Here is a 13,626-nt window from a genome sequence, read left to right as displayed (position 1 = left end):
ATGCGCGTCCATGTGGTAGAAATCCGAGGAGAAATAGATGACCGTCATGAAAACGATGCTGGCTGCGGCCGCCCTTGCCACCGTGGCCCTGTCCGCCCAGGCGCAGAGCCTGCCGACTGCCGGCGCCCTGGTCGTCGTGCCCGCGAATGGTGAGGTGGTGCATGCGAATGACCAGGTGACCGTGACCCTGGCCATCGAAGAGCAGGACAAGGACAAGGCCGCCGCCGCCTCGCGCGTGAACCAGAAAATGAACCAGGGCGTGGCCATCGTCAAGCAGGCCGACCCGCAAGCCGTGCTGAAGACCCAGGGCTATTACACCTATGCCGTCTACCCGGAAGTGGCGCCATTGCCAGCCGGCAGCGTTGCCAAGCCGCGTGTGCCGACCGGCTGGCGCGTGGGCCAGTATCTGCAGGTAACGACCACCAATCTGGCGGCCTTGCCAAAAACCGTTTCGGCCGCGCAATCCGTGCTGACCCTGAACCGGCTGAACTTTGGCCTGGCGCCAGCCACCGTGCGCAAGCTCGATGACCAGCGCATCGCCGCCGCGTATCAAAACCTGAACCAGCGGGTGGCTGCGATTGCCGCCGCCATGGGCCGCAACCTGAACGATGCCGTGATCGATACCATCGATTTCGAAGGTTCGGGCAACTTTGCCCAGCGCCCCACGCTGATGGCTGCGCGTTCTGTCAGCGCCGATGCGATGGCGTATGGCGGCCAGCAAGTAGCGGAACCGAGCTTCGAGCCGGGCGAAACGACCCTCAATATGGGCCTGGTAGCGAAGGTAAAGTTCAAGTAAGGCATATTCAAGTGCTGAACTCAGCACTTGAATATCCGTGCAATGTTGTCAGCTTGACGCCGCCGTGCTTTTCTTTGGCGGCAGCTCCTCTATAATGGCAGCATAGTCTGGCAGTGGCGCGGAGCTACTGCCAGCCATTCGGCATCGCTTAATTGGCAGTACACAAGAAATGGAACAACATGGCAAACTTCCCCCGTCGTAGAGGCAAGAACGGCACACCCGCAGTCTCCAAAGCTTCCCGCTTCAGCAAATTCGCGCGCCAGCCGGTCGCCGATGGCGTGGGCAAGAAAACCTTGCGCCGCCGGGGAATCTATCTGTTGCCCAACGCATTCACGACGGCTGCCCTGTTTTGCGGTTTCTACGCCATCGTCATGGCCATGAACCAGAAATTCGAACACGCGGCCTGGGCCATCTTCATCGCCATGATCCTCGATGGCCTCGATGGCCGCATCGCCCGCCTGACCAATACCCAGAGCGAATTCGGCGCGCAGTACGACAGCCTGTCCGATATGGTGTCGTTTGGCGCGGCACCGGCGCTGGTGATCTATGAATGGTCGCTGCGCGGCATGGGCAAGCTGGGCTGGCTGGCCGCCTTCGTGTACTGCGCCGGCGCCGCCTTGCGCCTGGCCCGCTTCAACACGAATATCGCAGTGGTCGACAAGCGCTTCTTCCAGGGCTTGCCCAGCCCGGCGGCGGCGGCCATGATCGCCGGCTTTATCCTGCTGATGAACGACCTGCAAGTGTCGGGCAACCAGCTGGCCTGGGTGTCGTGGGTGATTGCCCTGTTCGCCGGCTTGACGATGGTCACCAACGTACCGTTCTACAGCTTCAAGGATGTGAACTTCCGCAAATCCGTGCCCTTCATCGTAGTCTTTTTGCTGGCGCTGTTCTTTGCGCTGATTTCGATCGATCCGCCGAAAGTATTGTTCCCCATCTTTGTAACGTATGGCTTGTCCGGCTACGCCGTGTTTTTCTGGCGCATGGCCAAAGGCAAACCCGTTAGCATTATCCAGACCGACCATTAAGATGAAGTAGTCAGATAAGGTGGGTCGGTAGCATAGCCAGTCTTCAGTCAGGAGCAGCCATGAATGCAAATAACCGACTCATCATCTTCGACACCACCTTGCGCGACGGCGAGCAATCGCCCGGCGCGTCCATGACCCGCGAAGAAAAGCTGCGCATCGCCCGCCAGCTCGAACGCATGAAGGTCGATGTGATCGAGGCGGGCTTCGCAGCCGCTTCGCCAGGCGACTTCGAGGCAATACGGGCAATCGCCGGCGCCGTGCGCGAGTCCACCATCTGTTCGTTGTCGCGCGCCAATGACCGCGACATCGCCCGCGCCGCCGAAGCGCTGGCCCCCGCCGAGCGCAAGCGCATCCACACCTTTATCGCCACCTCGCCGCTGCACATGCAGATGAAGCTGCGCATGACACCCGAGCAAGTGCTGTTGCAGGCGCAAAACGCCGTACGTTATGCACGCCAGTTTACGGACGACATCGAATTCAGCCCCGAAGACGGCAGCCGCTCCGATGAAGATTTTCTGTGCCGCGTGCTGGAAGCAGTCATCACTGCGGGCGCCACCACCATCAATTTCCCCGATACGGTCGGTTATGCCGTACCCGAAGTGTTTGGCAATACCATCAAGCGCTTGCGCGAGCGCATCCCGAATGCCGACAAGGCCATCTGGTCGGTGCATTGCCATAATGACCTGGGCCTGGCGGTGGCCAATTCCCTGGCCGGCGCCATGATAGGCGGCGCGCGCCAGATCGAGTGCACCATCAATGGCCTGGGCGAGCGGGCCGGCAACACGGCGCTGGAAGAGGTGGTGATGGCGCTACGCACGCGCGCCGCCTATTACAACTTGACGGTGGGCATCGACACCACGCAGATCGTGGCGGCCTCGAAAATGGTCTCGCAAATCACGGGCTTTGCCGTGCAGCCGAACAAGGCTGTGGTGGGCGCGAATGCGTTTGCGCACGCGTCCGGCATCCACCAGGATGGCATTTTAAAGGCCCGCGAAACCTATGAAATCATGCGCGCCGAAGACGTGGGCTGGACCGCCAACAAGATCGTGCTGGGCAAACTGTCGGGCCGCAATGCTTTCAAGCAGCGCTTGCAGGAACTGGGTATTTCTTTGGAGTCCGAGGCGGAGGTGAACGCCGCGTTCGGGCGCTTCAAGGAACTGGCCGACCGCAAGGCAGAGATTTTTGATGAAGACATCCTGGCCCTCGTCAGCGCAGAAGAGCAGGCGCAAGACAGTGAGTACTACCGTTTTATTTCACTGACGCAGCAATCAGCCACGGGCGCGGTGCCACATGCCACGGTGGTATTCCTGCTTGGCGCCGAGCAGCGCAGCTGTGAGGGGCAGGGTGATGGCCCGGTCGATGCGACCGTCAATGCGATTGAAAGCGCGGCCGCCAGTGGCGCCGAACTGGTGCTGTTTTCCGTCAATGCCATCAGCACAGGCACGCAGTCGCAGGGGGAAGTGACGATGCGGCTGTCGCGCGACGGGCGCATCGTCAATGGCGTGGGGGTGGACGCCGACATTATCGTCGCCGCCGCCAAGGCTTATCTGGCGGCGCTCAACAAGCTGCATGCGAAAGATGAACGTATCGACCCTCAGCCTTGAAAAAGTCCTGCGGCAGCGCGTGGCTGCGGCAGGCATTGCTTATGGACGCACAGGTACTTTACTACGGTAGCGTATCGACGCCTGCGTGGTCACGCCGGCGCAGTTGTCATCCACATCGATGGCGATGCTGCTTGGGCTGCCCGTGCTGCTGTCGAACACATATTCGCGCACGATGAAGGTGCCCGTGCTCTTGCCCTTGCAATCATCGTCGCCTACCCAGCCATAGCCAGTTACGCCGCTGGTGTTGCCGGGGCCGTAGCTTGCCGTCAGACCCGCTTGCCAGGTCTGGTTGGCCGGCAGGGTAATGAGAAAGTTGCGCTCGCGGCTGGACATGATTTCGGTCGTGTTGTCCGAATAGTAGCGCGCGTAGGAGAATTCCGTGGCGCTGGCGTCGCTTTCAATGATCAAAGGACCGGTACCGATGCGGTAGGTGTACAGCAGCGCTTGCGAGAAATCGGTCAGCACCTGGATCGCCAGTTGCTGCGTATCCGTTTCACCGGCGGCGTTGGTCACCTGCAACTCAATGGTAGACACGCCCTTGCTGCTGGCTGGCCCCGTTACCGTGATGCGCGCCGCCTTGGGATCGTCGATCGTCAAGGTGGGGCCGGAGACCTGGCGCCAGCGGATGCTGCTGACAGGCTGGCCATTGGCCGATGAGGCGCTCGCATCGAGGATCAGGCTGGCGCCGGATCCCAGCAGCAGCGGCGCGGCATTGTTGGTGCCGATCACGGCGCGGATGCTTTGCTTGACTTGCACCAGGCCGGAAGGCGAGCTGATGGAATTGCCTGCTGCATCGCGCAGCGGGAAGGTGGCGCTATCGTCAAAGCTCAGTTGATAATTGACGCCTGGCACGAACTGGGTGACAGGACGCACGATCAGGATGGCGCCCTTGTAGCTGACATTGGCTGCGATCGTGCCGAAGCTGCCATCTTGCGGCCGGAAAAACACATTACCCACCGGTAAAACTTGCAGGGGGCGTGAGTAGACCCACGACAGGCTGCCGGTAGCCGGCGCAACATTCGTCAAGTCGGGCGCAATCAGCAGCGACAAGCCGCTTTGCGTGGCCGGCTTGATATCGTATTTGGCCAGGCCCGCATTTTGCGGCAACCAGGCGCCGCTGCTCCACAGATAGCTGGCAGCCGATGCCGGAATGCTGGTCAAGGGAGTGGCGCCCAGCATCACGTCGAGCTCGCTGCTGTCGGCGACGGGGCGTACGCGCAGGCTGGCCTTGCTATCGCTGGCGCCCGCCAGCAGCAATTCGCCCGCGTCAGGCAGGGTGTCGAACCAGGAGGTCCACGGCGTGGTGGTGGTGATGTCCAGGCTGCCGCCCAGCAGTTCGCTGGCCAGGTGGTAGCGCAGGCTGGTGGTGGCGCGCGCGGTGTCGATGCGCAATTCATGTTGTGCATCCAGCGCACTGATCGTGTCGCTCCTGGTCGCCTTGCTGACGCTGTCGGTCACCGAGACGACCAGCGGCTGCGCGTCGGAATAGATGTGCAGCAGCTTGGATAGGTCGCCCGCCGTGTAGTCAAAGCGCACATTGCCGTCCAGGTTCTGCCGCGCGCCGCCGCTGCTTTCGGCAAAGCCTGGCGCAAAGCTGATGCTGCCGCTCAATTGCTGGCCGCTAGCCGGGGTGGTGTACGTCACGTTGATGGTGCCGTCCAGTACGACGTCGACTTCCTTCAGGTAGCAGTTGACATACGTCACGCTCAGCTTGTCGCCCGCGCTGACGTTGTGGCTGCCATCGGCATCGCTGAACGTGGCGCTCTGGCTGCCGCCGTTGCTACAAGCCTTGGGCAGGGTGGCGCTATCGCTGAAGCCGGCGCTCCAGTCGGCCACGGTTTGCGCCATGCCCAGCGCAACGACGCCATAGCCAAACGCCTGCGGCGGCGCCGACAGGGCGTTGTTGCTAGTTAGCAGCAGCGGGGTAGTGGCATTCGAGGCTGGCGGTACGGGTGTGGTGATAGGCGGCACCGTGGTGGGCGGCGGCGTGCCAGGAAATGCAGGGTCGCTGGCGCCACCGCCACCACCGCCACAGGCGGTGAGTACGGCGGTCAGTATCAGGGAAAGGGGCAGGGCGGGACGAACAAAGCGGCTGGAGTGGCTCGGTGCTTGCGGCATCTTTTTCTTTCGGTACGGTTGATTTGTGTGGCCTCTTTCTAGTTGATTGCTATAGATGGGCCAGTTCTTGCTTGTAGACTTTACACAATATTTCCATGTGGAAACTATCGCATTCTAGCACCGTAAATGTTGCCCTGCAGCATCTTTGTTGAAAAAATCAGCAGCGCTTCAGGGCCGTACTGGCAAGTCACTGTTGTAGCGTATCGATACTGGCGACCGCACGCCTGCGCATTCATCTTCGATATCGATTGCGATCCTGGACGGCTGGCCGGCCGCATCGAGTGTGAAGTCGAGTACCGTGAAGCTACCTTTTTCTTTGAAGCATTCATGCAGGATGTAATAGCCGAGCAGCCTGCCCTGAACGCCGTCAGGGTTGTCGTCGCCATAGGTCAGCGAGGTACCTGCTTGCCAGCGCTGGTTGGCAGGCAAGCCTACCAGGAACCGCAGGTGTGCTTTGGTCGAGCGGATGTCGAGCGTATTGGTGTCAGGAAGGTAGCGGACGTAACTGGGCTCGGAGGTGCTGGCATTGCTGTCGATCAGTAACTCCCCCTTGCTGTTGCGATAGCTGTAGACCAGCGTGGGCGAACTGTCGGTCAAGACGTCGATGCTGATTTGCTGGCGGTCCACTTCGCCGGCGGCGTTGCCTGTCTCCAGCTCGATGACGGCCACGCCCTTGCCCGGTGCGGCGCTGCTTAGTGTGACGCGTGCTGTATCCGGCTTGTCCATGAACAATGCCGGGCCTGATAACTGCTTCCAGCGCGTAGCGCTGACCGGCTTGCCGTCGGCAGAGGAATTGCCTGCGTCGAGTGTCAATGTCGCGCTTGCACCCAGCAGCAGGGCTGGCGCGCCCCGGGTAGTGATGTTGGCGTTGATGCTTTGCGTCACATTCACGATGCCGAAAGGCTCCCTCAGGGCGTTGCCGGCCGTATCGCGTATGGGGTCAGCTTCGCGATTGTCGGAAGTGAGCTGATAGGTCGCGCCGGCAAGCAGCTGAGTGACTGGCTTGACTGTCAGCATGGCGCCGTTGGTACTGACGGTGGCGGCAATATCCGCAGCGCCTCCATGGCCCCTGAATAGCGCATTGTGCAAACGCGGCGTATCGAGCGTGCGCGTGTAGATCCATGTCAGCGCGCCGCCTGGCGCCATCCTGGACATGTCCGGTGCGATCAGCAGCTTGAATCCGCTGGACTGATCCAACTTGATGTCATATCGGTCGAGGCTGGCATTCTGCGCCAGCCAGGCGCCGCTGCTCCACAGGTAGCCGGTGCCAGAGGCAGGCGTGCTGGTGAGGACGGTGTCGCCGAGCAGGAGGTTGAACTGGCCAAATCCGGGTTGCGGATGCACGCGCAAGCTGGCCTTGCCGTTGCCTGCTCCCGTCAGTAGCAATTCTCCCGCGTCGGGCAAGGTGTCGAACCAGGAGCGCCATGGCGTGGCGGTGCTTACCTCAAGGCTGCCACCGAGCAGCTCGCTGGCCAGGCGATAGCGCATGCTGGTGGTGGCGCGTGCGGTATCGATGCGCAGCTCATGCTGCAGGTCCAGCGCCGTGACGGTTTCTTTCTTGATGGTGCTGGCATCGGAAAAGACCATGATGAACGGCTGCGTGTCGGAATGGACGCGCAGCAGTTTCGACACGGCGCCGCTGGTATGGTCAAAGCGCAGGCTGCCGGTGAGCTCTTCGTGAGGAATGCTGGTATGGTCGCCAAAGCCGGGTGCAAAACTGATGCTGCCCGCCAGTTGCTGATCGCCGCTGGGAACCGTAAACGTCACGCTCATGGTGCCGTCGACAACGCCTTCGAGTTCTTTGGAGTAGCAGCCGGCGTAGGTCACGCTCAGCCTGTCGCCGGCGCTGACCCTGCCATTGCCATCGGCGTCGCTGAATGTGGCGCTTTGCGTGCCGCCGCCGCTGCAGCGTCTGGACTGGGTGGCACTGCTGTTAAATTGTCCTGCCCAGTCGATGGCCATTTGCGTTGCGGCCAGCGCAGTGGCGCCGGTGCCGAATGCCAGTACCGGTGCGATGGCGGCATTGCTGGCATTTAACAGCAATGGCGTGTCGGCGCTGCTTGTGGGTGGCGTTGGCGCGGTGGGCGGCGTGGCCGCGCCACCACCGCCGCCACCGCAGGCGGCCAGCATCAGTACAGCTGAGATGGGAAGCAGGTGGCGGCCAAGACGGCCGTGCAGGGTGGCTATTTCCGGAAAATGCGGCATCAGGGTCCTTGGGGCAATTGATTATGCGACCGATACGAACATGGTCATTTTTTTAATTGCCAGACTTTACACAAGATTGCCGCATAAAAACTCACACATTGTCACCTTTTATGTGAGCAAGTATGGTCAGAAATTAAAAGCGCTTGAGTTCCTTGTCCGGGTCGGGGCCATTGAGCATCATGCGCACGATGCCTGCGTCGTCAAAGTGCACGTGCATCATGGAATCCCATACGCCTGACTCCTTGTAGCGGTAAGACCAGACATGCAGCTTGCTGAGCGCCAGATACGATTTTTCCGTTGGCCGGCCCAGCAGATGCAGCACCTCCTGCTGGGTGGTGACGCCTATCTTGATCCGTCCGAAAGCCGGTGCATCGAGCACCTGCTCATACGAGAGCAGGCGGTCATCAAGGCCGAAGCGGGCCATGAAGGTGGTCTGGCCCCAGGGACCGTTGGCGTATTCCAGTTCGGGGCCGGTAGCCAGCTGGTAGATATTGCTTGGCTGGCCCAGGCGTGCTTCCACGGCTGCGCGCGTGTCACCCGGCTGTGGCGGCGGTGTGCGCCAGCTGGCGCAGGCGCTCAGCATAACAGTGATGGCAACTGTTGTTAATTTGAGTATTGTTTTCATGGTTGGATTCCTTAAAAGACGGCGAAATCCTATCATGCGCTGATAAAAGCCTGCACGGCAGGATACAGAAGGGCATTTTTCCGATATACTTGCGCGTCTGGTTTTTAGTTTTGACCAGAATTTCTTTTAATGTAGTTCACGGTGTATAGGGTGAAGACTCTGCGCACCGCATGTGAAAGGTTTATCATGACAGTAGAAAACATCAACAAAGCCGCTATCATCGCGGACAACGCACGTGGTCAAAACGACACCGGCTCCCCTGAAGTGCAAGTTGCACTGCTGACCGCTCGTATCAACGAACTGAACGGCCACTTCAAAGCCCACTCGAAAGACCACCACTCCCGCCGCGGCCTGATCATGATGGTCAACCGTCGTAAGAGCCTGTTGTCCTACCTGAAGGCTAAAGACGCTACCCGTTATCGCGACCTGATCGCTAAACTTGGTCTGCGCAAGTAATTTTTGCCGCACAAGGTTTATACAGAAATGCCTGCGCCAGTTCGCTGACGCGGGCATTTTGTCATTTGAAATTCCGAATTCGTTTCACTGAGTAAAGTATTCGCGGTGGAATAGCATGTTTGAAAAGTAAAGTAGTGTAGTAAAGGTGGCAATGATCGGTAGTAACGATCTGCATGCCGCCTGTGGTGAGGTGAACGACAGCCCCTGAAAATCTGTCGGCAAATAGAAAAGGGATACCCCATGTTTAATAAAGTTACGAAAACCTTCCAATACGGCCAACATCAAGTGACGCTGGAAACGGGCGAAATCGCACGTCAGGCATCCGGTGCAGTGCTGGTGTCGATCGAAGATACCGTCGTTCTGGCAACGGTAGTGGCACGCAAAGATGCCAAGCCAGGCCAGGATTTCTTCCCTTTGACGGTAGATTATGTTGAGAAAACCTATGCTGCCGGTAAAATTCCGGGCGGTTTTTTCAAACGTGAAGGTCGTCCTTCCGAAAAAGAAACACTGACATCCCGTCTGATCGACCGTCCTATCCGTCCGCTGTTCCCGGAAGGCTACCTGAATGAAGTGCAAGTGATCATTCACGTGCTGTCGGTCAACCCTGAAATCGATCCGGACATCGCCGCCATGATCGGCGCTTCGGCTGCCCTGTGCGTATCGGGCGTGCCATTCAACGGTCCTATCGGCGCCGCGCGCGTGGGTTACGCCAATGGCCAGTACATCCTGAACCCAACCGTTCAGCAACTGAAAACCTCGCAAATGGACCTGGTCGTTGCCGGTACCGAAACCGCCGTGCTGATGGTGGAATCGGAAGCGCAGCAACTGTCCGAAGAAATCATGCTGGGCGCAGTCGTATTCGGCCACGACCAGATGAAAGTGGTGATCGATGCGATTCACGATCTGGTGCGTGACGGCGGCAAGCCGGAAGTGGAATGGGCGCCTGCGCCGAAAAACGAAGCATTGATCGCCCGCGTCGCGCATTTCGCCAACGCGAAAATCAATGATGCGTATCAAACCAAAGACAAGCAAGAGCGTACGGCCAAGCTGAAAGCAGCCACCTCGGAAGTGATCGCTGACCTGACGGCTGAAGTGGCTGCCAACGGCGGCGCGGCGATCGATAGCGCTGAAGTGAACAACATCCTGTTCGACATCGAAGCGAAAATCGTCCGTACGCAAATCCTGGACGGCGAGCCACGCATCGACGGCCGCGATACGCGCACCGTGCGTCCTATCTCGATCCGCACCAGCGTGCTGCCACGCACCCACGGTTCGGCCCTGTTCACGCGCGGCGAAACGCAAGCGCTGGTCGTGGCGACCCTGGGCACTGCCCGTGACAGCCAGAAGATCGATGCGCTGATGGGTGAGTTCACCGACTCGTTCATGCTGCACTACAACATGCCTCCATTCGCCACTGGCGAAACAGGCCGTGTCGGCACGCCAAAACGCCGCGAAATCGGCCATGGCCGCCTGGCCAAGCGCGCGCTGATCGCCGCCCTGCCAGCAGAAGAAGATTTCAGCTACTCGGTACGCCTGGTATCGGAAATCACCGAGTCGAACGGTTCTTCGTCGATGGCGTCGGTGTGCGGCGGCTGCCTGGCACTGATGGACGCTGGCGTGCCGATGAAAGAGCACGTGGCCGGTATCGCCATGGGCCTGATCAAGGAAGGCGGCAAGTTCGCCGTGCTGTCCGACATCCTGGGCGACGAAGATCACCTGGGCGACATGGACTTCAAGGTAGCCGGTACCCGCAACGGTATCACCGCGCTGCAGATGGACATCAAGATCATGGGCATCACCAAGGAAATCATGCAAGTGGCGCTGGCGCAAGCCAAGGAAGGCCGCGAGCACATCCTGGGCGAAATGCAAAAAGCCATGCCTACCGTCAAAACCGAACTGTCCGACTTCGCCCCGCGTCTGATCACCATCAAGATCAACCCGGAAAAAATCCGTGACGTGATCGGCAAGGGCGGCGCCGTGATCCGCGCGCTGACCGAAGAAACCGGCACCCAGATCGACATCAGCGACGAAGGCGTGGTCACCATCGCTTCCGTCGATGCTGCTGCCGGCCAGGAAGCCAAGCGCCGCATCGAAGAGCTGACCGCATCGGTCGAAGTGGGCAAGACCTACGAAGGCACCGTGCTGAAACTGCTGGACTTCGGCGCCATCGTGCAAGTCATGCCAGGCAAGGACGGCTTGCTGCACATCAGCCAGATCGCCAACGAGCGCGTCAACGCCGTGGCCGACTACCTGAAAGAAGGCCAGCTGGTCCGCGTGAAAGTACTGGAAACGGACGACCGCGGCCGTCTGAAGCTGTCGATGAAAGCAGCTGAAGGCAACGAAGCGCCAGCCGCTTAAGTTCGCTTGATGGCGGCCTTGGCCGCTTGAAAATCAAAACCGCCAGCGCGCAAGCCCTGGCGGTTTTTTTATATCAGGCAGATGTGGTGCTAAGGAATCGATCTGGCCGGCATGGTGCCAGTTCCAGCGATGGCTTGCCGGTAATCATCTCTTCGCTTGCCAATCGGCCTACGACTGCCGCCAGGATCACGCCGGGATGCATGGCGCATACATACGCGCCGCTGATGTTGGGGAGGTAGCCGACGATGGGAACGCCATCGGCAGGCATGGGCCGCCATCCCACGCAGGCAAATTCCGTCACTATCGACGTCACGCCATGCAGTTCGTCCTGGATCGCTTCGGCGGTGCGTAAAGCGATGGCAGCGGGCTGATTGTCTGGCGTGTCGTCCAGATAGTCTTCCGCCGCCAGCAAACAGCCATCCGCGCCTTGCCGCACTTCCATCTGCGGGCTGGAGAGTATGCCTTTTACCAGATCATTTGCTGTCTTGTAGCGGATAAAGATGGCAGGGGAGGCGGTGATGGGCAGTGGCGCATTGAGCATGGCGGCCAGTCTGGCCGTGCCGGTACCTGCCGCCAGCACCACCATGTCGGCTTCGATAATGCCTGTCGCCGTCTCGACGCCCATCACTGTCGTTCCCGCGAGCAGGAAGTCCACCACAGGGGTGTGGGTGAATACTTGTGCGCCATGCGCCTGCGCGCCAGCGAGCAGGGCATGCGTTGCCGCCACCGCATCGAGCGCGCCTTCTGCAGCGGCATGCAAGGCCTGTTCGGGAGGATGCTTGAGGTTCGGCTCCAGCGTGCGTATCTGTTCGCGCGAGACCAGTGTGCCTGGCGGCATGCTGCCCGCCTCGGCGCCATATGACAGGGCGCCGTTCCAGCGTATTTGCAAGGCAGGCAATTCTGTTTGAAGCCGGTGGTATTCCGCGATGGCTGCGCTGCGCAGGTGGGCGACGGGATCGGCTGCGTCATGGGCGGTGTTGAGCCATGCGAAGGAGGTGCCCGTCACGCCGGAGGCGATTCCTTCCGCTTCGAGCACGATGACTTGCGCGCCCTGGCTGGCCAGGTGATAGGCCAGCGACGCGCCCACGATGCCTGCGCCGATGACCACCACGCGTTTATTGGAAAAGCTTGCCATGTCACTCCTGTTCTGTTGTGCCAGCAATGGTACAACATGGCCATTGCCGGGCGATGGATGCACGCCTATCCCCGATTTTGGTAGGCTGGGGTGCTGAAATTGCAGTTCATCGCAATCGGCGTGCCTGTAGTGAGCGCCATGTCTATAGTGATCACATCGCGCAACACATTGCGCACCCACTGACAGCCACCCGAGGAGATCAAGATGAACGTCGCTAAAAACATGGAAGCCATCGTCGTTGCCGCCGCAGTCCTGCTGAGCGCAAGCTGCTACGCCATGGCGCCCGCCGCGCCGGCCTTGCAAGTGGCCCATTCCAGCTACGTTGCCCCTGTTTCTGCCAAGGCAGCCATGCAGGTGGTGGTAGTCAAGGCCAAGCGCCTGAGCGCTGCCGAAAAAGCCCGCTTTGCATAATTTATTGCTGGCAAGATTAGGCGCTGCTACAGTAGCCGATGAATGGCTATGCGATGGCCCGAATAAAACAAATACCAAGGAAGTCATATGAAAAAAATACTCCAGCTGGCACTGCTGTTCCTGGCGGCCTTTGGCTTGCTGCGCAGTGCGGGTGCTGAAACCCGCTTGCTGGAAATGCGCCCCATCGACGCCCGTGTGGTGCGGGTCAAGCTCGACGGCGTGATGGAGCTGCGCATCCGCCAGGGCAACGTGCCTTCCTTGAGCATCACGGCCGACAAGCGTTATATTGCCGATGTCAGTACGGCGCAAAGCGGCGATACCCTGCATATAGAAACGGAAATCCGCGGCTTCAAGATCAACCCTTCTTCCGTGCGTGCCGAACTGGTCTTGCCGAACTTGCGCGAACTCAGTTCGGAAGGCATGGGGACCACCGATATTACCGGTTTCACGGGCGACGAGATCGTCCTGTCGCTGGAAGGGGCGGGCAGCATCAAGATGGTGGGCGAGTATCGCAAGCTCAAAGCCAGCCTGGGCGGCGTGGGCAGCATGCAGCTCTGGGTGGGCAATAGCGAGCGCGCCGATCTCGATCTGGAGGGGGCCGGTTCGGTGGTGCTGGGTGGGCGTGGCAAGTTGCTCAAAGCGAGCCTTGGTGGTTTGGGTAGCCTGAATGCGCAGCAATTTCAGGCTGAATCTGTCAACCTCGATTTGAGCGGCCTGGGCAACGCCACCGTGAATGCCTCGGCGAGCGCCAAGCTGAACCTGAGTGGACTCGGTTCGGTGGTGGTCTACGGCAAGCCTGCTAATCGCGATGCCAGTGTTGATGGCCTGGGTAAAGTTAGCTGGAAGTAAGGGTGTCCTGTGTTCGTCAGGATAATAAAAAAGTAGTCAGACCA

The 13,626-nt window shown here is 59.9% G+C and carries 11 protein-coding genes; 7 read left to right on the top strand and 4 right to left on the bottom strand.

Annotation, left to right across the window (positions count from 1 at the left end):
- Window positions 1-37: 37 nt before the first annotated feature.
- The 3 genes from HDE75_RS04300 to HDE75_RS04290 all read left to right on the top strand — a co-directional run bounded on the left by HDE75_RS04300 (window position 38) and on the right by HDE75_RS04290 (window position 3,425).
- The gene (locus HDE75_RS04300) at window positions 38-796 is read left to right on the top strand and encodes an SIMPL domain-containing protein (protein ID WP_183676066.1); all 759 of its coding nucleotides are present in this window, start codon (window positions 38-40) and stop codon (window positions 794-796) included.
- A 179-nt stretch (window positions 797-975) separates the two neighbouring features.
- On the top strand, window positions 976-1,821 hold the full coding sequence (gene pssA, locus HDE75_RS04295; RefSeq protein ID WP_183676067.1) for a CDP-diacylglycerol--serine O-phosphatidyltransferase: 846 nt from the start codon (window positions 976-978) through the stop codon (window positions 1,819-1,821).
- 59 nt (window positions 1,822-1,880) lie between these two features.
- Window positions 1,881-3,425 (top strand): 2-isopropylmalate synthase, encoded by a 1,545-nt coding sequence (locus tag HDE75_RS04290; RefSeq protein ID WP_183676068.1) that lies wholly within the window; start codon window positions 1,881-1,883, stop codon window positions 3,423-3,425.
- Window positions 3,426-3,464: 39 nt separating this feature from the next.
- On the opposite strand, the gene HDE75_RS04285 is transcribed toward HDE75_RS04290, so the two are convergent.
- The 3 genes from HDE75_RS04285 to bamE all read right to left on the bottom strand — a co-directional run bounded on the left by HDE75_RS04285 (window position 3,465) and on the right by bamE (window position 8,373).
- Window positions 3,465-5,543, bottom strand: a complete 2,079-nt coding sequence (locus tag HDE75_RS04285) for an Ig-like domain-containing domain (protein WP_183676069.1) — start codon at window positions 5,541-5,543, stop codon at window positions 3,465-3,467.
- Between the two features lie 168 nt (window positions 5,544-5,711).
- Complete coding sequence (locus HDE75_RS04280; protein ID WP_183676070.1) at window positions 5,712-7,748, bottom strand: Ig-like domain-containing domain; 2,037 nt, start codon at window positions 7,746-7,748, stop codon at window positions 5,712-5,714.
- Between the two features lie 133 nt (window positions 7,749-7,881).
- Window positions 7,882-8,373 carry an outer membrane protein assembly factor BamE domain-containing protein gene (bamE, locus tag HDE75_RS04275; protein WP_183676071.1) on the bottom strand — a complete coding sequence of 164 codons (492 nt, stop codon included), beginning with the start codon at window positions 8,371-8,373 and terminating at the stop codon, window positions 7,882-7,884.
- A gap of 186 nt (window positions 8,374-8,559) precedes the next feature.
- Here bamE and rpsO point away from each other — a divergent pair, with 186 nt between their 5' ends.
- Both rpsO and pnp read left to right on the top strand, forming a co-directional pair.
- Window positions 8,560-8,829 carry a 30S ribosomal protein S15 gene (rpsO, locus tag HDE75_RS04270; RefSeq protein WP_010399743.1) on the top strand — a complete coding sequence of 90 codons (270 nt, stop codon included), beginning with the start codon at window positions 8,560-8,562 and terminating at the stop codon, window positions 8,827-8,829.
- 240 nt (window positions 8,830-9,069) lie between these two features.
- On the top strand, window positions 9,070-11,187 hold the full coding sequence (gene pnp / locus HDE75_RS04265) for a polyribonucleotide nucleotidyltransferase (protein ID WP_183676072.1): 2,118 nt from the start codon (window positions 9,070-9,072) through the stop codon (window positions 11,185-11,187).
- A gap of 73 nt (window positions 11,188-11,260) precedes the next feature.
- On the opposite strand, the gene HDE75_RS04260 is transcribed toward pnp, so the two are convergent.
- Complete coding sequence (locus HDE75_RS04260) at window positions 11,261-12,322, bottom strand: NAD(P)/FAD-dependent oxidoreductase (protein WP_183676073.1); 1,062 nt, start codon at window positions 12,320-12,322, stop codon at window positions 11,261-11,263.
- Between the two features lie 204 nt (window positions 12,323-12,526).
- Between HDE75_RS04260 and HDE75_RS04255 the strand changes: the two genes are divergently transcribed.
- Together HDE75_RS04255 and HDE75_RS04250 are read left to right on the top strand one after the other, a co-directional pair.
- Window positions 12,527-12,733 carry a hypothetical protein gene (locus tag HDE75_RS04255; protein WP_183676074.1) on the top strand — a complete coding sequence of 69 codons (207 nt, stop codon included), beginning with the start codon at window positions 12,527-12,529 and terminating at the stop codon, window positions 12,731-12,733.
- A gap of 87 nt (window positions 12,734-12,820) precedes the next feature.
- Window positions 12,821-13,582, top strand: coding sequence for a GIN domain-containing protein (locus HDE75_RS04250; protein WP_183676075.1), 762 nt, complete (start codon window positions 12,821-12,823; stop codon window positions 13,580-13,582).
- Window positions 13,583-13,626 lie beyond the last annotated feature (44 nt).

This window comes from Janthinobacterium silvisoli (genome assembly GCF_014200725.1).
GTDB lineage: Bacteria > Pseudomonadota > Gammaproteobacteria > Burkholderiales > Burkholderiaceae_D > Janthinobacterium.
The sequence above is the reverse complement of the archived record's forward strand: the minus strand, read 5'-3'. Positions and strand labels throughout refer to the sequence as shown.

Coding starts and splice junctions, on each gene's coding strand:
- rpsO (WP_010399743.1), top strand. CDS start 8,560: ATGACAGTAGAAAACATCAACAAAGCCGCTATCATCGCGGACAACGCA.
- bamE (WP_183676071.1), bottom strand. CDS start 8,373: ATGAAAACAATACTCAAATTAACAACAGTTGCCATCACTGTTATGCTG.
- HDE75_RS04300 (WP_183676066.1), top strand. CDS start 38: ATGACCGTCATGAAAACGATGCTGGCTGCGGCCGCCCTTGCCACCGTG.
- HDE75_RS04250 (WP_183676075.1), top strand. CDS start 12,821: ATGAAAAAAATACTCCAGCTGGCACTGCTGTTCCTGGCGGCCTTTGGC.
- HDE75_RS04280 (WP_183676070.1), bottom strand. CDS start 7,748: ATGCCGCATTTTCCGGAAATAGCCACCCTGCACGGCCGTCTTGGCCGC.
- pnp (WP_183676072.1), top strand. CDS start 9,070: ATGTTTAATAAAGTTACGAAAACCTTCCAATACGGCCAACATCAAGTG.
- HDE75_RS04285 (WP_183676069.1), bottom strand. CDS start 5,543: ATGCCGCAAGCACCGAGCCACTCCAGCCGCTTTGTTCGTCCCGCCCTG.
- HDE75_RS04260 (WP_183676073.1), bottom strand. CDS start 12,322: ATGGCAAGCTTTTCCAATAAACGCGTGGTGGTCATCGGCGCAGGCATC.
- pssA (WP_183676067.1), top strand. CDS start 976: ATGGCAAACTTCCCCCGTCGTAGAGGCAAGAACGGCACACCCGCAGTC.
- HDE75_RS04290 (WP_183676068.1), top strand. CDS start 1,881: ATGAATGCAAATAACCGACTCATCATCTTCGACACCACCTTGCGCGAC.
- HDE75_RS04255 (WP_183676074.1), top strand. CDS start 12,527: ATGAACGTCGCTAAAAACATGGAAGCCATCGTCGTTGCCGCCGCAGTC.